We start from the raw sequence: 14,190 nt of genomic DNA, 5'->3' as shown, positions 1-14,190 counted from the left end.
ATCAACTCACAGGAACGGTTAACGAAAGGGTGTCGCCGGTATCGGTGTAGGCGCCAGTAATATCGACAACTAACTGGCCGTCGTAATAGCTTTCTAGCGTAATGGCAGTGAGTTTTAAGCGCGGCTCCCACTGCAATAATGCCATATAGCAAGCAGCCTGCACCTGGAGTTTGACCGCCGGGCTTTGTGGTTGGTCAATCAATGTTGACAACAGTGAACCGTATTGGCGACGCATCACCCGGCTGCCCTGAGGAGTGATCAGAATGTCACGCACGCTCTGACGCAGATGGCTGATATCACTCAGACTCTCACCGTTGTTGCGATTCATACCGGTATAACTGGTGGTCATAATGGCCCTCCCGTGGTGGCGCCACCGCTTTGCACGCCGCTATGTTGATGGGTGTGTACCACCACGCCGTTTGACGTCAGGCTACCACCCGAGTGGGCTACATCACCGGTTATGGTGCCGCCTTGCTGAATGTCGATTGTCTGGGTGGTCAACTTGTGGGTACAAACTACTTCGGGTGTATCCAGCGTGATTTTTTCGCTGGCGTTAATGGTGACGTTTTTAGTGGTAACGACCACAGATTCTGTCGCTACGATGTTGGCGGTTTTTATTCCAGTAACGGAGAGTGCGCCGTTTGCTGGTTCATATTCCATGACGGCCCCATCAGGAAAACGGATGTGGCAGGCATCAGCGGATACCGAAGGTGCCGGATGGTTATCACTGAATATGCCAGGTAGAACAAATGCAGTATTGAGCTCACCTCCCATTGAGAGCAGTACAACCTGTTCACCCACTGAGGGTGCCCACCATTCGCGGGAACGTCCGGCGCGGCGAGACAACCAGTGGAGCCATCCGGTAACCATGTCACCGGTTTGCACGCGACAGAGGGCCTGTTGAGTATCGACTTCAGTAACAACACCGACACGGATCAGGTTGCGTAATGCGCGCTGGATTTCGGAGAGATATTCATATGTATTCATGGGAGGAAAGCATGAAGTTTCCAATGTTTTGGCGCAATGCGAGGTGGTCCGCCGGTGCCTGACACAATTACTACTGATAAACGCGGTCGGTCATGATACCGGTACTGGCATTGTTGATAGACGTACACTCCGCACCGGGATTGGCTTCCAACAGGCATTAAGGAGGAGGGTGGGAATAAAGTGGATGGAAACGGACAAGCGTAATTGAGATGAAATAGGAAGGCGTTGGGGTAATCAACGGGCCACGTTAATTCAGTGACCCGCTATAACAGGTAAATTACTTACTCCACTGGCTTATCAAATTACCATTAATGTATAACGACATTGGACGCGTGACGGGTTCTGGTGGTGTGGGCTCAGGTTCATAGGTGAGGTAGAGAGATTCGTTTTCTTCCCGAACCCAGTTACGTTCAGTGAGCTTTAGCGTAATGCGTACTGCTGTTGTGCCATCCGTATTCTGGCTGATATTGAACCTGAATCCGCGATTACGCACGGCTTCCCGTGTCATCAAATCCGGCTGGTGGGTACGCAACCAGGAAAGAATCGTCACAAATAATGTATCCAGATTGTCGCTGAAGTTATTCAGTGATAATACCAGTTTGTACTGATATTCAAATGATAGTGATGTAGCCAATGTTGAGGCAATAGCGCCTTTTTCTATTGTAGATTGCAGTAGCTCAGGGTTCGCCTGCAAACTGGGGAACATGGCATTAAGCGCGAGGCGCAGACTTTGTGGTTTTTGCATTATAGTTTTCCTGACATTGTTTAATGGTTTCCACCTGTAGTGCGCAATTGATCAGCGCACTTTCCAACTGACGGATATCGGCACTTAAGTCACCGTTGCTTTTGGGCTGGCTTCCCGGAATCGGACAGCTGTGTACGGTCGGACAGCCAGCGTAAATAATCGTTGGGCTGGTTGAAGGCTGGGCGTGTGTGCAGCCTGACAATATCGTCAGGTAAAGCAGACTGATACCAACGCCGCAGATTTTTGTTTTCATTGAGCAACCTCGTTATTTCTCGGCTACGGGTAGTAGCTAACTGCCCGGCCTGCTCTGTCTTAGCCTGAAGTTCTGCCTGTGCCTGAGTATTGTGTTGCGATGTTTCCTGTAGCGTATTGATAGTGACCTCCTGGGCTATCAGCGTGTTTTTTTGCTGTCCCAGCGTCTGGTTAGCAGAAGCCAGTTCTTGACTCAGATGGTGGGTTTGCCATATCAATCCGGCGATGAGACCAGCAGATAACACCAGTAGTATCAGTAATGTTTTCACATCACCCCCGTTAGACAGAGCGTCCGTTCCCGTTTGCGACGTTGTTCCAGGCCAGGAGAAATCACTCCGTTGATGTAAATCCAGCGTGATAATTGATTACAGGCGTCGAGCCAGCGTTGTTTGTTAATGAAAAAGGCTAACGTGGATTGACATGCAGCGCGGGAGCCGACATTAAAGGTAAAGCTTACAACTGCGTCATAGATCGGCTGCGGCATCTTTACCGGCATGCAGCGGGACAACGCATGTTCTACATTAATCACATCTGAAACGAGATTGGCCGCCGCTTCCTGTTCCGTAATGGTGTGATGGGGGGATACACCGGCCGTGTGGCCAATACCGTTAGTCCATACATGTGCACTGCATTTATAAGGCGACAGTTGGCAACCTTCCAGATTGGCAATGAGTGCCAATCCATTTCTGGAGGTATGTAGCCGGGAATAGTCGGGTAGCAGGGCCGCTAGCATCAATACCGTGGCGGCAATACAGCGCTTAGCGGTTGAGTTCATCGAATACCTCGGGTCGCAAGTTCGTGCGCCGCAGTAATTGATAACTTTTTCGCCGGTAATACCAATTCACCAGAAAGGTTCCTACGCCGACAGCGGCACCGACGAAAAAAGCAATATCTTGTGATGACAATCCACCAAACCAGGCCAGAAAAACGGCGACAGCATAAGATATAGTAGAGGTGGCTTTTTCCATGGTTATTCCCAGATATTGATAGTTTCACGTGTCGATGAGGACTGGATAATAGGAAGCTCAACTGCCGTACCGTGGGGAAGGATTGGGCCCAAATCGGCAAGGCCAGGATTCGATTGCAGTACGGTTTCCACAACGCCTTGTGTGCGGCCGTAGTAGCGATAGCATAGGGCATCAAGGGTATCGTCTTGGTGGGCATAAATTTTCATTTAACAATCTCCACTCAGAGAAGAACGGGTATTGCACAGTTGTTCGATGTTTGCGGCATGACGACATGGCGTTTTAATGCTTTGTCTGACGAACATGATTTTTGGCTGAACGCCAAGCCAGAAAAATAGGCTTTTTATCAACGGATCACGCTCTGATTGAGCGTTAGGTAATCGTGTGGACATGAAACCTCAGAATGAATAAAAACAGTGGATGTCAGGCCTGCTATCCTCCTGGGCCAGGGAACATATCGCAACGAAGGGGGGTTGTTCCTTATTACATACAACCACCTATGTGCCGTGATGCTCAGTGGTTAACCGATGAAGACGGTGTAAATGGAAAGTCAAACCGAAGGTGGGTTTCAGCACTAAATGAAAAGGGAAAGCGCCAGACGATGGGTTTCTGAGCGAGTAGCGATGGGGAATAGCCGATGCCAATACTTACAGAGAGTACGACATACCTTTGACATCAGCGGGGTTCGGCGTGTAAAGACACTATTTTCAACGACGAGTTGATAGTTCAGAGACGGGAAAGATCAATACAATCTTTGTGTTGGATATACTCATTGTTACAGAGAGATATTCACACCCGGAGGTGTCATCGGCAAAGGCAGAAACGTGTGGTCGGTGGTTTACCAAATGACACCTAAAAAAAGTCATGGGCGATGATACGTAATAATCAAACCGGCCTACGCGTTAAGGCAGCCCCATGGACATGGTTTCAGCAAAAAAACTGAAATGAGGAGAAGATTTTGTATCTGGCGGACATAAAGGGAAAGGGAGATATGATGTTTTTAATTCTAGCCAGTGGAACTCCTGCTGAATATTACTGATCATAATGTCTTACTGTCCATGCTGCGCTAACCACGTATCCAATAGTTGAAAATTGCCATAACTCTTAAGAATTTTTTGATAATCATCGGTGGATATGGCGTTGTGAGACAAATCCGCAATCAATGACATGGCGATTTTCATTTCTTCAGGATTACATTGTGATATTAGTGACATATCAGCAATCAATCTAATCCTTGATAGGGATAACCCTGTGTTCTCAGTTTGTTCCACGATACCTTTTCCATTGGTAGACTGTATTTATATACAGTATTTTATATATTGAAATGTTCGTCAATACATAAGTTCATAAGATGTGACTATATAATGTGTCTTTAATCATTTTTTAATCGAATTCCAGTTCTGAAGATTATGAATTCTCTGGCCTTCTACAATTATGGTAGCGCCACGGGCCAGTGCCTCCCGTTCCCAACGTGATGTTGCGACACCTTGTTGCCGGAGTGCCGTTTTCAGATAAACCAACTGTTGGCGTTGCGTTTGAGTCAAACGAGATGATGGCGTTCGTGGGAGATCCTTTGTGGGATCCACTGGTTGTTGCAGGAAACGACGCGGAGGGGTTTGTCGGAGAACTGAAATGGCCAGCGTCCGCATTACGTTCTCATCCTGCCAGTCAATAGAAGCTGATTGTGTGGATGAGTTCCCATCATTGCAGGGTTGATACTGTACATTCGCTTGCCGCAGAAGAGGACGTCTCGCATTCGACCCACAGTTATTGACAGAACTCCAAGGCGTTGCAACATCGCGGGTTAAATGGGATGTCTCTGATTCAGTAGATTTGCTAACGATACGCCACTCATTTGGACGCGTTGTGAAGATGTGCTCCGTACCATAGCGGGGAGAAAAAATGCCGGTGACTTTTGCGATTTTTTCATCATAAACATTAAGAGAATCGCTCAGTGTTCGGGCGACGCGCACAGATTGTCGGATCCGGGGGGTGTTGGCTCCCCCCTGAGCTTGGATGTAAGCGGCGAAGTCGCCGATATCGGCTGCTTGCCTTACGGCTTCGATTTGTTTATCAAAGTGCTTTTCCAGTGACATAGTGCGGATACGCCGGCACTCTCGATAGGCGCCGATAGTGGGTAATCCGATAAAATGGAATTGTGGAATGCGCCAGGTTGAAGCCCAGGCAGTGACTGCGGCTGCGGTTTCTTTTAATGGTCTGTTGGTTTCGTTGTCCAGTTCGTCATCCAGAGCATAGCCATCAATATTTTTGGCGATGTACTTGGCAAGGTATCCCGCTGCTCCGCCTTTATTCAAATGTTTGCAATCGACACGGTTTTGTTGGGCACCCGCTTCGTTTCCATCTTCTTTCAGCGCGTAGTGGCGTAGGATATCAACGATGGCTTGCCGTTGTTCTCGGGTGCAATACAGCATCATGTGCCAGTGTGGGGTGCCATCATGATGAGGCTCTACGACTCTCAGTCCATAAACCGATAATTTGCGATCTTTCAGTGCAGTGCGAATGTTACCCCACATTCTGACCAGGTAATGCTGAGCGTCTTTTGGGGTATAGCATGAATGATTCCAATGCCGATTAAGCAGAACTCGTTTTTCCTGGCCCACGACACAGGTAGCGTGATATTTGGATGGGGTCGTCAGCGTAATAAACATACCGATGTCACCCCGCTCGCAAGCATAGCGCTCAATACCGGCAATGGTGCTCATCAGTTCCATTCGTCGGATTTCTGGATTGGCGATACTGGACATAACTTTGTCAATGAGCTCAATGCGTTCTCCAGTGTGGATATTTTCCAATTCACAACTTTTCAAAAAATCGAGGTTAGATATCCGGCGTGCATGGATGTCTTGTATCGCCTGCTGGCTGGCATAAGGAGAGGTCGCTCTGGTAACCTGGCCAATAGCTATTAATAACGCTTCACGCCAACGCGCACGTTGGCTTTTTAACTGGCGCTCCCACCAACGTTCTGTAACCAGACGGATGAGTGCTGCGAAGGCGTTGCGTTGCGTGAGGCGTTTTTTTTGATATTTATGCCAATGCAGGGGCGCAATGTTAAAGGCCCGAGCCATTCCGGCAACTTTTCCGTATAGCCATTGTTGTGCCGCATCAGTAAATAGTTGCTGTCTGTCACCTTGGTGCATAGCAAGATATTCATCACTGAGATCGTTATAAGCGTCATGCATTTGTCTGGCGATATGACTGGCAAATGTGCGCAAGGTTTTATCAGACATATCCGGTAAGCATTGATAATTATCCTCGTTGTTGAGAAAACGGGGCGACATGCTGATATTCATCTGATGTCGTGCGTTAATAGCTTCAATACGTGACCAAAGCCGTTCATCAACCATCCGTAGATAACGAAATGCAGTCTGTAATCCTTGATTTTGTTTGAGAAATTCAAAACGCCGTTGGAAATGAGTGGCAAGAAAACGCGGCAATGTATTCAGGCGTAATAGTACAGCCTGTCCTTGATGCATCTCTTCACAAGACAGCGACGATATTTCTTGACCAATTGCCGGACGCGGTGCATTCCATGGATAAGGCCCAACGAACGTAGTGTCGTGTCTACCGGGGAACGGAGGTGGCAGTGTCGGGGGGAACCGCCCCCGGACTGATCGTGTCATGTGCAGTCACTCTGAAAGACAATTAATTGATACAAAAGAAAAAGATGGTCCTGACGGACGACCAGTCAATCAGGACAGCAACGGGTCGGGAAATTGTCATGATGACCCCTGAACGCGGCGTTTTTTCTGTTCCCGAATTTCCTGACATGACACACAGCAAGTGACACCAGGAATGGCCAGCCGGCGTGCTTCCGGGATTATTGCATCACAGTCTTCACAGGTATGTGCTGATATCTGCGTCGGCAATTTGCGGGCACTGGCAATCTGGGCTGATAGTATTAACGCTTGTTGTTCTTGGGAGATATCCATACTGTCTGCCATTAGCACCGTTCCCCTACCTGATGCTGAATTTTTTCTGCTTCCAGACAAAGTAGTTCGACGATCTCAGGTGTGGAAAGGTGTTCATGTTGGGCGTGAGCGGCCAGTTGTTTTAGATAACCTGCGTAAAAACGGGCCGCTTCTGACAGCAGCTCTTCGCGTCGTGTTATGAGCGCTCGGTCAAAAGCAGCCTGTGGCTGGTAATGGTGTGATAATGATTGATTTTTCAAGATATTTATCCTTTTCAGACGGTAGGAAGCCTGTCGCTATTGCGACCGCGCTTAATGCTTTAATCTGATCTAGCTTGAGTTACCGGGTATAATTTTCAGGTTTTACACTGGTGAGAATGGCCGGGGTGTCATCAAACAGTGTTTTCAGCTCATCCAGTGCCACCAGCAATGACGTACTCCAGGTACAACTTTGGTCCTCTATTCTTTGGATTGGTTGGTTAAATTCAGTGGCTGATAATCCGGCATGGAAAAACAGTGTTCGGCGCTCACTGATAGAAAGTCGATGAATAAAACCAAGAACTGGTGTTGATAGCCGCGGTGGATGATTGAAGGCCTGGCGTAGTTCATCGAGTGCGCTAATTACCCGTTCGCGGGTGGTTTCATCCATCTCTTCCAGTTGATACACCGTATCGCTATTGCCCAATCCGGCATGGAAGCAGATTGTTCGCCGATAGCGCTCTGACATCCGGTTGTAAAAATAGCAAGTGTGCCGCCAGCGTGGTTCTGCAAAATATTTTCCGATCAGTGCTCGCAATTTTGCCGGCATTTCCTGTAGATGTGTGGCTGTAACCGCATAATGTGATGTCATAACAGATGTCTCCGTCATAAATTGCATGATGAACGAAACAATTTTGATGAAACGATTGATGCTATTATCATGGAATTCGATTTGTCGAATTATGGTTTGGCATAGTGACAGCCAGTTGTTCTATGATGGCCTCTCGACACAAATAGTTGCTATTTATCAAGTATCTGTTGTGATTTCTTGTCACTAAAACGTGTTTCTTTCCATATTTTTGCATTTGCGAATGAATATAAAAGTTTTGGTTAGGAAATTGAGCAGTAATATAGTCCTGTTGATACACCATTTTTGGGATGTAAAGACATCTGAACTGTTCACCGGGCCACTCTATTTACCTCATTTAGTAAATGAAACGTGATGAGTGATGGTGTACTTGATTACGCCACTGTGGCGATGGAATGGCTTAGGTATTCGTATCACTGGCGTTGGGTATTCGACAGTAAGATTTCCCTTAGAAAGGTGTGATTGGATTGCAATGTCATCAGACATAAAGCAATATCTCCTGCAGGTTATGGTGTTGTATGGTGATACATGTGGCGTGGAGACACTATAGAACACATTACGTGTATATGTAAATACTCTCGAGGTGTTTTTGAATATAAATAGTAGTACTGCAGTAGCAGCCTCTGTACTTGAACGTATCATGTCAAGCTATGGGGTAAAAACTCAAAAGGAATTGAGTGAAGTTACTGAAATTCCTACAAACACAATCAGTAACTGGATTCAGCGTGAAAATGTTCCTGGTAATATCATCCTTAAGTGTGCACTTGATACTGGCGCGGATGCTGGGTGGTTAGTTACGGGGAATTTCGCAAATTCAAATAATGTGCTTGGTAGAACACCGTTGAAAGGTAAGGTACTTTATGAACAGATTTTATCTTCCGGTGGTAAAGCGGTACTCCGTCGAATGTTGGATGCCTACGGTTTTAGTACGCAAAAAGAGTTAGGTGACTTACTGGGAATCGCACCTGGTACTATCAGCACCTGGATTCGTCGAGACTTTTTCCCTGGTGATGTTGTGATAGCTTGCGCACTTGATACTGGAGTTTCGCTGGAATGGTTAGCTATTGGTAAGGGACGGGCTGTTCAGGCGGAAAGTCGCAGTGATGAGGATAAGGAAACGGATATTATTCCGATCCCTTGCAAAATGCTTAAGGTCGGCAAATTGTACGATGCTGCACACTGGAAGGCTGACCCACAGTTTTTACCCAAAGGATTGCTTAATCCTTTGCGGATCGAAAGTAGTTCCGCATCATGGTTGGTGGATACTGGGGTGACGAGCGTCAGTAATGGGCGTTGGTTGCTGGATATTGATGGTAAAAGCGATATTTATGACGTTGCGCTGTTACCGGGTCGCAAGATTAATGTGGTGGGGAGTTCTTCTCACTTCCAATGTGGTGTGGATGAGGTGACTCCACTGGGTTTTGTAATATTGACGCTTACCATGAATATCTGATCGTTTATTGCAAACTGCACTTTGTTGCCCAATATTAAAATTGTGTAATACTGTATATAAATAGAGTGGTGAACCTGTTTCCTGTCACTACTTTAATGGGAGTGCGCTTTAGCTAATGATATTTAACATTCTACTTTCGATTATTGCGTTCAGTATCGATATGAAAATAAAGTGAATATCATTACCAACATGATGGTTGTCTACTCCCGATAGATTTTGAAATACAGAACGGCGGCAATCGCATGAATTCTAATGAATATAAAAAATTATAATAAAAATAGAGTAGTAACCATCCCGTTTGGCAGCGTCGTGAATGTATATCTGTGTCGCTGCCACTTTTTGTGTATTTTTACTGAGATGTGCGTATTTCAAAACTATAACACTGAGAACTGAGAAACGTGAGCTTTGGCAATCAGGTTCATAAATCGCTGTACGTTTGTGCGGGGATCCAGAAACCATCAATGATGTCTTCAATAGGCAAACAACCTCCATTACGAATACGCTGTTCGCTCATGGCTCTGAGACATTGCGATTCGGTGAAATAAGCATCGATCACAAGTTCGTCACAGCCGTTACCCAGATAACAAACAAAAATCACCAGTACGAACATGTTTTCCTCAATATTTTTATCGACCGGTATAGGTATAACTGTTTTTTATTTCTTGGTTCATAAAAAGATTGTAGATGAAAATACATAATGTGGTGATATCGGTGCTGAACGAGATAACCGTCATCAGCGTTGAATAATCCATCAACGATGTTTGACGCCCACGTATGCACCATCGCGGACTGATTCGTGCGGGAGCCGGCGAATCATCTGGAGAGGGCATCTTTATCTTTGAACCAGTCACACGTTTGTTCACGATTGGGAGAGAATGCCGGTTCGGCAAATGGATCGGCTACGCCACGATGGCCTCATGTTGCCACGGTAGCCTTTAAGGAAACCACGGATTTTATCCTAAGTCAGGAGTGCGATGGGCGCTGAATGCCGGAGTGGGAATTATCGCTGCTATTGCAGATAAATGGCCTATAGTAGCGAGGCTGGCCACCAGGATAAGAGAGCGTGGGTCTTCATCTGTGGATTAGTACGATAGCTGTAATGTGGAACGTGTTCTTACTGAGGCGCGGCCATGACGGATCTGTAAAAATAACTTAACAGAACAGGATGTATTATCCTGCGAATTTTTTACATTTCTTGCCAACGGGTTAACTGGTCCACGATTATCATAGCTTAACTGAATGATGGCTGGCGAAAAATGCGGTTAAACTACTCACTTGTGTGTTCCTCAGGATAAGCCACATAATGAGAAGGGTTGATACTTTAACGTTATCTTATTGTTCATGATGGGTATTATTAGTATTAATGATTGTAACTTGAATGATTTATATCATGTGATTATTGTCGCGCAATAATCAGTACCTGAGCGCACAATGGCATTCCTGTATTATGTCGATATTCAACAGAGATATTTTGTGCAGACAGATAAATCTTGTAGCATCCTGACCTGAATACTTATTTAATATAAATTTGATACCAGTAGCTGAATGATCTACAAAGAAAAACGTATTTTTATGAAAAAACAACAATTCTATGATGAGTTAGTGCGTGACTTATCCTCATTAATTGCAGGTGAAAATCGGTTTATCACTATATTATCAAACAGCAGCGCTTTGCTGTTCGAGCGGCTTGAAGGCGTGAACTGGGCAGGGTTTTATTTGTTAGAAGGAGATACCTTGTTTCTTGGGCCGTTCCAGGGCCATGTCGCCTGTGTTCGTATTCCTGCGGGTAAAGGCGTTTGTGGCCACGCTGTGTCGGAAAATCGGGTACAGCGTGTAGGGGACGTTCATGCATTTCCCGGCCATATTGCTTGTGATGCGGCAAGCAATGCTGAAATTGTGCTGCCGTTGCAGGTTGGTGGGCAGCTTGTTGGTGTACTGGATATTGATAGCATTATTTATCAACGGTTTGACGCCGCTGATGAAGAAGGGCTTAAGGCGTTGGTTGCGGTACTTTGCACTCAGCTTGAACAGAGTGATATATCTAATTTTATTAATTCTCTCATGTTGGGACACGGATAACGTAGCAATTGCCGATGGCGTCATTATAATGGCGCCTGTTCATGCCCGCGCTGGTTGGCAAACCCGTTGTAATCAGGAAATTTCATGGAAAATCAACCTAAGTTGAACAGTAGTAAAGAAGTTATTGCTTATTTGGCGGAGCGGTTCCCGCTTTGCTTCACCAGTGAAGGTGAAGCCCGTCCGTTGAAGATCGGAATCTTTCAGGATCTGGTCGCACATGTACCTGAATCAGATCATGTCAGCAAAACACAATTGCGGTCTGCTCTGAGGCTTTACACTTCCAGTTGGCGTTATTTGTATGGCATCAAACTAGGTGCTCAGCGTGTTGATTTAGATGGTAATCCTTGCGGAGAGCTTGAACAGCAACATGTGGAACATGCACGTAAACAACTGGAAGAGGCAAAAGCCCGTGTTCAGGCCCAGCGAGCGGAACAACAAGCGAAGAAACGTGAAGCGGGAGAAGTGACTGAACCCGTCCGCAAGCGTTCTGCTCCTCGTCGTGATCGGGATGACTCCGGTGCTGCTGCTCGCCGACCGCGTCAGACTGTTTCTCGCCCAACGCAGATTCCCCCTCCGTCTTCGTCGACAGACAAATCTCAATCACGCCAGTCCAAACCTGTCCGTGAGGAAAAACAGACTCAGCGAGATGTGGTTACGGATATATCTAAACTGCAAATCGGTCAGGAAATTAAAGTCAGAGCTGGCAAAAATGCCATGGATGCCACTGTGCTTGAGATTGCTAAAGGTGAAGTCAGGGTTCAACTCACTTCAGGTTTGGCAATGATCGTACGCGCAGAACATTTGCAGTTCTGATACGGAGGCCAACCTGGGCATGAACAAATTAGTAAAAGCAACCGTATTAGCCTGCTTTCTGCTGGCGGGCGGCAGTTTCGCCAGTGAAACCATTACACGCGTCGATCAGATCCCTCAACTGCATCCGGAACCCCAGCATGCAACAGTGAGTAATCGTGTTACTTTGCGTTTCCTGCGTTCTCATTACCGACGATTTACGCTGGATGCACAATTCTCCGGTAAAATTTTTGCCCGCTATCTCAATATGCTGGATTACAGTCATAACGTGTTACTGGCGTCTGACATAGCTCAATTCTCCAGTAAAAAAGGTGAACTGGGTGAGGATCTGGAAGCGGGTAAACTGGATTTGCCCTACGCATTGTATAACTTGACGCAGAAGCGACGTTTCGAACGTTATCAATATGCGTTGTCGTTATTGAACAAGCCGATAAACCTCAATGGTAATGACACTATCGATCTTGATCGTAGCAAGGCTCCGTGGCCTAAGAGTGTCGACGAGCTGAACCACTTGTGGGATGCCAAGGTTAAATATGATTGGCTGAATCTGAAACTGACTGGCAAAAGTGATCAGGAAATTAAAAACACATTGACCAAACGTTATCAGTACGCAATTCGACGTTTGGTGCAGAGTAATAGTGAAGATGTTTTTCAATTGATCATGAATGCTTTTGCTCGGGAAATAGATCCGCATACTAGCTATTTGTCCCCCCGCAATACTGAACAGTTTAATACGGAAATGAGTCTGTCTCTGGAGGGCATCGGCGCCGTATTACAGATGGATGATGATTACACGGTCATCAACTCTATGGTACCTGGTGGCCCGGCAGCAAAAAGTAAACATATTAATGTCGGCGATCGCATCGTAGGGGTTGGACAGGCTGGCAAAGCGACGGTGGATGTTATCGGTTGGCGTCTGGATGATGTTGTTGCGCTGATTAAGGGCCCGAAAGGCAGTAAGGTTCGTCTGGAAATTCTGCCAGCAGGTAAAGGTGCCAAGACACGGGTGGTGACACTGACGCGTGAGCGTATCCGCCTGGAGGACCGTGCTGTCAAAATGACGTTGAAAAAGGTAGGGAAAGATAAAGTCGGCGTACTGGATATTCCCGGTTTTTACGTTGGTTTGACGGATGATGTGAAGGTTCAGTTACAGAAGCTGGAAAAAGATCATGTCAGCAGTATCGTCATCGACCTGCGTGCCAATGGTGGTGGCGCGTTGACTGAAGCTGTAAGCCTTTCCGGTCTGTTTATTCCAAGTGGGCCAGTGGTTCAGGTACGTGATAATAACGGTAAGATACGTGAGGATAGCGATACTGACGGCATCGTTTATTATAAGGGACCGCTAGTTGTTTTGGTCGACCGTTTCAGTGCATCGGCGTCGGAAATTTTTGCTGCGGCGATGCAGGATTACGGACGTGCATTAATCGTCGGTGAGCCGACATTCGGGAAAGGGACTGTACAGCAGTATCGCTCTCTGAACCGGATCTATGACCAGATGTTGCGTCCGGAATGGCCAGCGTTGGGGTCGGTGCAATACACAATTCAGAAGTTCTACCGTATTAATGGTGGCAGCACTCAGCGAAAGGGCGTCACGCCAGATATCATGATGCCAACCGGTACGGAGACCGTGGACACCGGAGAGAAGTTTGAGGATAACGCTTTGCCATGGGATAGCATTAAAGCGGCTAATTACAGCAAAGTCGGTGATTTCTCATCAATACTGCCAGAGCTGATTAAACGGCACCAGGAACGGATTGCGAAGGATCCCGAATTCCAGTTTATCGAGCAGGATGTCGCCCGTTATAATGAAATGAAAGATAAGCTTAATCATGTTTCTCTCAATTTGGCACAACGCGAAAAAGAGAATAATGAAGATGAAGCGTTGCGTTTACAGCGCATTAATGAGCGTTTTAAACGTCAAGGCAAACCATTGTTGAAATCGCTGGATGCGCTACCGAAGGATTATCAAGGCCCTGATCCGTATCTGGATGAAACTGTACAGATTGCTGAGGATTTGGCTCAGCAGCAGAAGAAATAGTTTTTTCTGATGGCTATCAAGCCCCGACCAGTAATCTGGACGGGGTTTTTTTTACTTCTTACTGAATACCCACGCTTCCTGCCTTA

Annotated in this window: 18 protein-coding genes; 4 read left to right on the top strand and 14 right to left on the bottom strand. The window is 46.5% G+C overall.

Annotation, left to right across the window (positions count from 1 at the left end):
- Position 1: 1 nt before the first annotated feature.
- From RS889_RS12460 to RS889_RS12400, 13 genes are all read right to left on the bottom strand, one after another.
- The gene (locus tag RS889_RS12460; RefSeq protein WP_021015770.1) at positions 2-349 is read right to left on the bottom strand and encodes a GPW/gp25 family protein; all 348 of its coding nucleotides are present in this window, start codon (positions 347-349) and stop codon (positions 2-4) included.
- Positions 346-987, bottom strand: a complete 642-nt coding sequence (locus RS889_RS12455; protein ID WP_315707485.1) for a phage baseplate assembly protein V — start codon at positions 985-987, stop codon at positions 346-348. The genes RS889_RS12460 and RS889_RS12455 overlap by 4 nt, the downstream gene beginning before the upstream one ends.
- Before the next feature lie 277 nt (positions 988-1,264).
- Positions 1,265-1,732: a phage tail protein gene (locus RS889_RS12450; protein WP_315707484.1), complete on the bottom strand. Its 468-nt coding sequence runs from the start codon at positions 1,730-1,732 to the stop codon at positions 1,265-1,267.
- Positions 1,698-1,934: an Rz1-like lysis system protein LysC gene (lysC, locus tag RS889_RS12445; RefSeq protein WP_237160186.1), complete on the bottom strand. Its 237-nt coding sequence runs from the start codon at positions 1,932-1,934 to the stop codon at positions 1,698-1,700. Before lysC ends, RS889_RS12450 begins: the two co-directional genes overlap by 35 nt.
- Entirely contained in the window at positions 1,822-2,253 is a 432-nt protein-coding gene (gene lysB, locus RS889_RS12440) for an Rz-like lysis system protein LysB (protein ID WP_315707483.1), read from the bottom strand. Before lysB ends, lysC begins: the two co-directional genes overlap by 113 nt.
- Positions 2,250-2,759: a lysozyme gene (locus RS889_RS12435; RefSeq protein ID WP_315707482.1), complete on the bottom strand. Its 510-nt coding sequence runs from the start codon at positions 2,757-2,759 to the stop codon at positions 2,250-2,252. Before RS889_RS12435 ends, lysB begins: the two co-directional genes overlap by 4 nt.
- Positions 2,743-2,952 carry an HP1 family phage holin gene (locus RS889_RS12430; protein ID WP_021015775.1) on the bottom strand — a complete coding sequence of 70 codons (210 nt, stop codon included), beginning with the start codon at positions 2,950-2,952 and terminating at the stop codon, positions 2,743-2,745. The genes RS889_RS12435 and RS889_RS12430 overlap by 17 nt, the downstream gene beginning before the upstream one ends.
- 2 nt (positions 2,953-2,954) lie before the next feature.
- The gene (locus RS889_RS12425) at positions 2,955-3,158 is read right to left on the bottom strand and encodes a tail protein X (protein WP_021015776.1); all 204 of its coding nucleotides are present in this window, start codon (positions 3,156-3,158) and stop codon (positions 2,955-2,957) included.
- Positions 3,159-3,998: 840 nt separating this feature from the next.
- Positions 3,999-4,220, bottom strand: a complete 222-nt coding sequence (locus RS889_RS12420) for a hypothetical protein (protein ID WP_290182726.1) — start codon at positions 4,218-4,220, stop codon at positions 3,999-4,001.
- Positions 4,221-4,325: 105 nt separating this feature from the next.
- Entirely contained in the window at positions 4,326-6,590 is a 2,265-nt protein-coding gene (locus tag RS889_RS12415) for a replication endonuclease (protein WP_315707481.1), read from the bottom strand.
- Between the two features lie 96 nt (positions 6,591-6,686).
- Entirely contained in the window at positions 6,687-6,911 is a 225-nt protein-coding gene (locus tag RS889_RS12410) for a TraR/DksA family transcriptional regulator (RefSeq protein ID WP_021015781.1), read from the bottom strand.
- Positions 6,911-7,138, bottom strand: coding sequence for a DUF2732 family protein (locus tag RS889_RS12405; protein WP_315707480.1), 228 nt, complete (start codon positions 7,136-7,138; stop codon positions 6,911-6,913). Before RS889_RS12405 ends, RS889_RS12410 begins: the two co-directional genes overlap by 1 nt.
- A gap of 79 nt (positions 7,139-7,217) precedes the next feature.
- Positions 7,218-7,727 carry a replication protein B gene (locus tag RS889_RS12400; RefSeq protein WP_315707479.1) on the bottom strand — a complete coding sequence of 170 codons (510 nt, stop codon included), beginning with the start codon at positions 7,725-7,727 and terminating at the stop codon, positions 7,218-7,220.
- A gap of 637 nt (positions 7,728-8,364) precedes the next feature.
- Here RS889_RS12400 and RS889_RS12395 point away from each other — a divergent pair.
- Positions 8,365-9,177 carry a phage repressor protein CI gene (locus RS889_RS12395; protein ID WP_037380923.1) on the top strand — a complete coding sequence of 271 codons (813 nt, stop codon included), beginning with the start codon at positions 8,365-8,367 and terminating at the stop codon, positions 9,175-9,177.
- 418 nt (positions 9,178-9,595) lie between these two features.
- On the opposite strand, the gene RS889_RS12390 is transcribed toward RS889_RS12395, so the two are convergent.
- Positions 9,596-9,787, bottom strand: coding sequence for a YdfD/YebW family protein (locus RS889_RS12390; protein WP_315707478.1), 192 nt, complete (start codon positions 9,785-9,787; stop codon positions 9,596-9,598).
- Between the two features lie 962 nt (positions 9,788-10,749).
- Between RS889_RS12390 and RS889_RS12385 the strand changes: the two genes are divergently transcribed.
- From RS889_RS12385 to prc, 3 genes are all read left to right on the top strand, one after another.
- Positions 10,750-11,256, top strand: coding sequence for a GAF domain-containing protein (locus tag RS889_RS12385; protein WP_037381569.1), 507 nt, complete (start codon positions 10,750-10,752; stop codon positions 11,254-11,256).
- 84 nt (positions 11,257-11,340) lie between these two features.
- Entirely contained in the window at positions 11,341-12,069 is a 729-nt protein-coding gene (proQ, locus tag RS889_RS12380; RefSeq protein WP_021015787.1) for an RNA chaperone ProQ, read from the top strand.
- 19 nt (positions 12,070-12,088) lie between these two features.
- Positions 12,089-14,104, top strand: a complete 2,016-nt coding sequence (gene prc / locus RS889_RS12375; RefSeq protein WP_021015788.1) for a carboxy terminal-processing peptidase — start codon at positions 12,089-12,091, stop codon at positions 14,102-14,104.
- Positions 14,105-14,190: the final 86 nt, after the last annotated feature.

Source organism: Brenneria uluponensis (assembly GCF_032395385.1).
GTDB lineage: Bacteria > Pseudomonadota > Gammaproteobacteria > Enterobacterales > Enterobacteriaceae > Prodigiosinella > Prodigiosinella aquatilis.
This window is presented reverse-complemented; position numbering and strand designations above follow the sequence as displayed.

Bases quoted from the DNA above. Each gene is read 5' to 3' on its own strand.
- RS889_RS12460 (WP_021015770.1), bottom strand. From the start codon at position 349: ATGACCACCAGTTATACCGGTATGAATCGCAACAACGGTGAGAGTCTG.
- RS889_RS12455 (WP_315707485.1), bottom strand. From the start codon at position 987: ATGAATACATATGAATATCTCTCCGAAATCCAGCGCGCATTACGCAAC.
- RS889_RS12450 (WP_315707484.1), bottom strand. From the start codon at position 1,732: ATGCAAAAACCACAAAGTCTGCGCCTCGCGCTTAATGCCATGTTCCCC.
- RS889_RS12435 (WP_315707482.1), bottom strand. From the start codon at position 2,759: ATGAACTCAACCGCTAAGCGCTGTATTGCCGCCACGGTATTGATGCTA.
- RS889_RS12430 (WP_021015775.1), bottom strand. From the start codon at position 2,952: ATGGAAAAAGCCACCTCTACTATATCTTATGCTGTCGCCGTTTTTCTG.
- RS889_RS12425 (WP_021015776.1), bottom strand. From the start codon at position 3,158: ATGAAAATTTATGCCCACCAAGACGATACCCTTGATGCCCTATGCTAT.
- RS889_RS12415 (WP_315707481.1), bottom strand. From the start codon at position 6,590: ATGACACGATCAGTCCGGGGGCGGTTCCCCCCGACACTGCCACCTCCG.
- RS889_RS12410 (WP_021015781.1), bottom strand. From the start codon at position 6,911: ATGGCAGACAGTATGGATATCTCCCAAGAACAACAAGCGTTAATACTA.
- RS889_RS12400 (WP_315707479.1), bottom strand. From the start codon at position 7,727: ATGACATCACATTATGCGGTTACAGCCACACATCTACAGGAAATGCCG.
- RS889_RS12395 (WP_037380923.1), top strand. From the start codon at position 8,365: ATGTCAAGCTATGGGGTAAAAACTCAAAAGGAATTGAGTGAAGTTACT.
- RS889_RS12390 (WP_315707478.1), bottom strand. From the start codon at position 9,787: ATGTTCGTACTGGTGATTTTTGTTTGTTATCTGGGTAACGGCTGTGAC.
- RS889_RS12385 (WP_037381569.1), top strand. From the start codon at position 10,750: ATGAAAAAACAACAATTCTATGATGAGTTAGTGCGTGACTTATCCTCA.
- proQ (WP_021015787.1), top strand. From the start codon at position 11,341: ATGGAAAATCAACCTAAGTTGAACAGTAGTAAAGAAGTTATTGCTTAT.
- prc (WP_021015788.1), top strand. From the start codon at position 12,089: ATGAACAAATTAGTAAAAGCAACCGTATTAGCCTGCTTTCTGCTGGCG.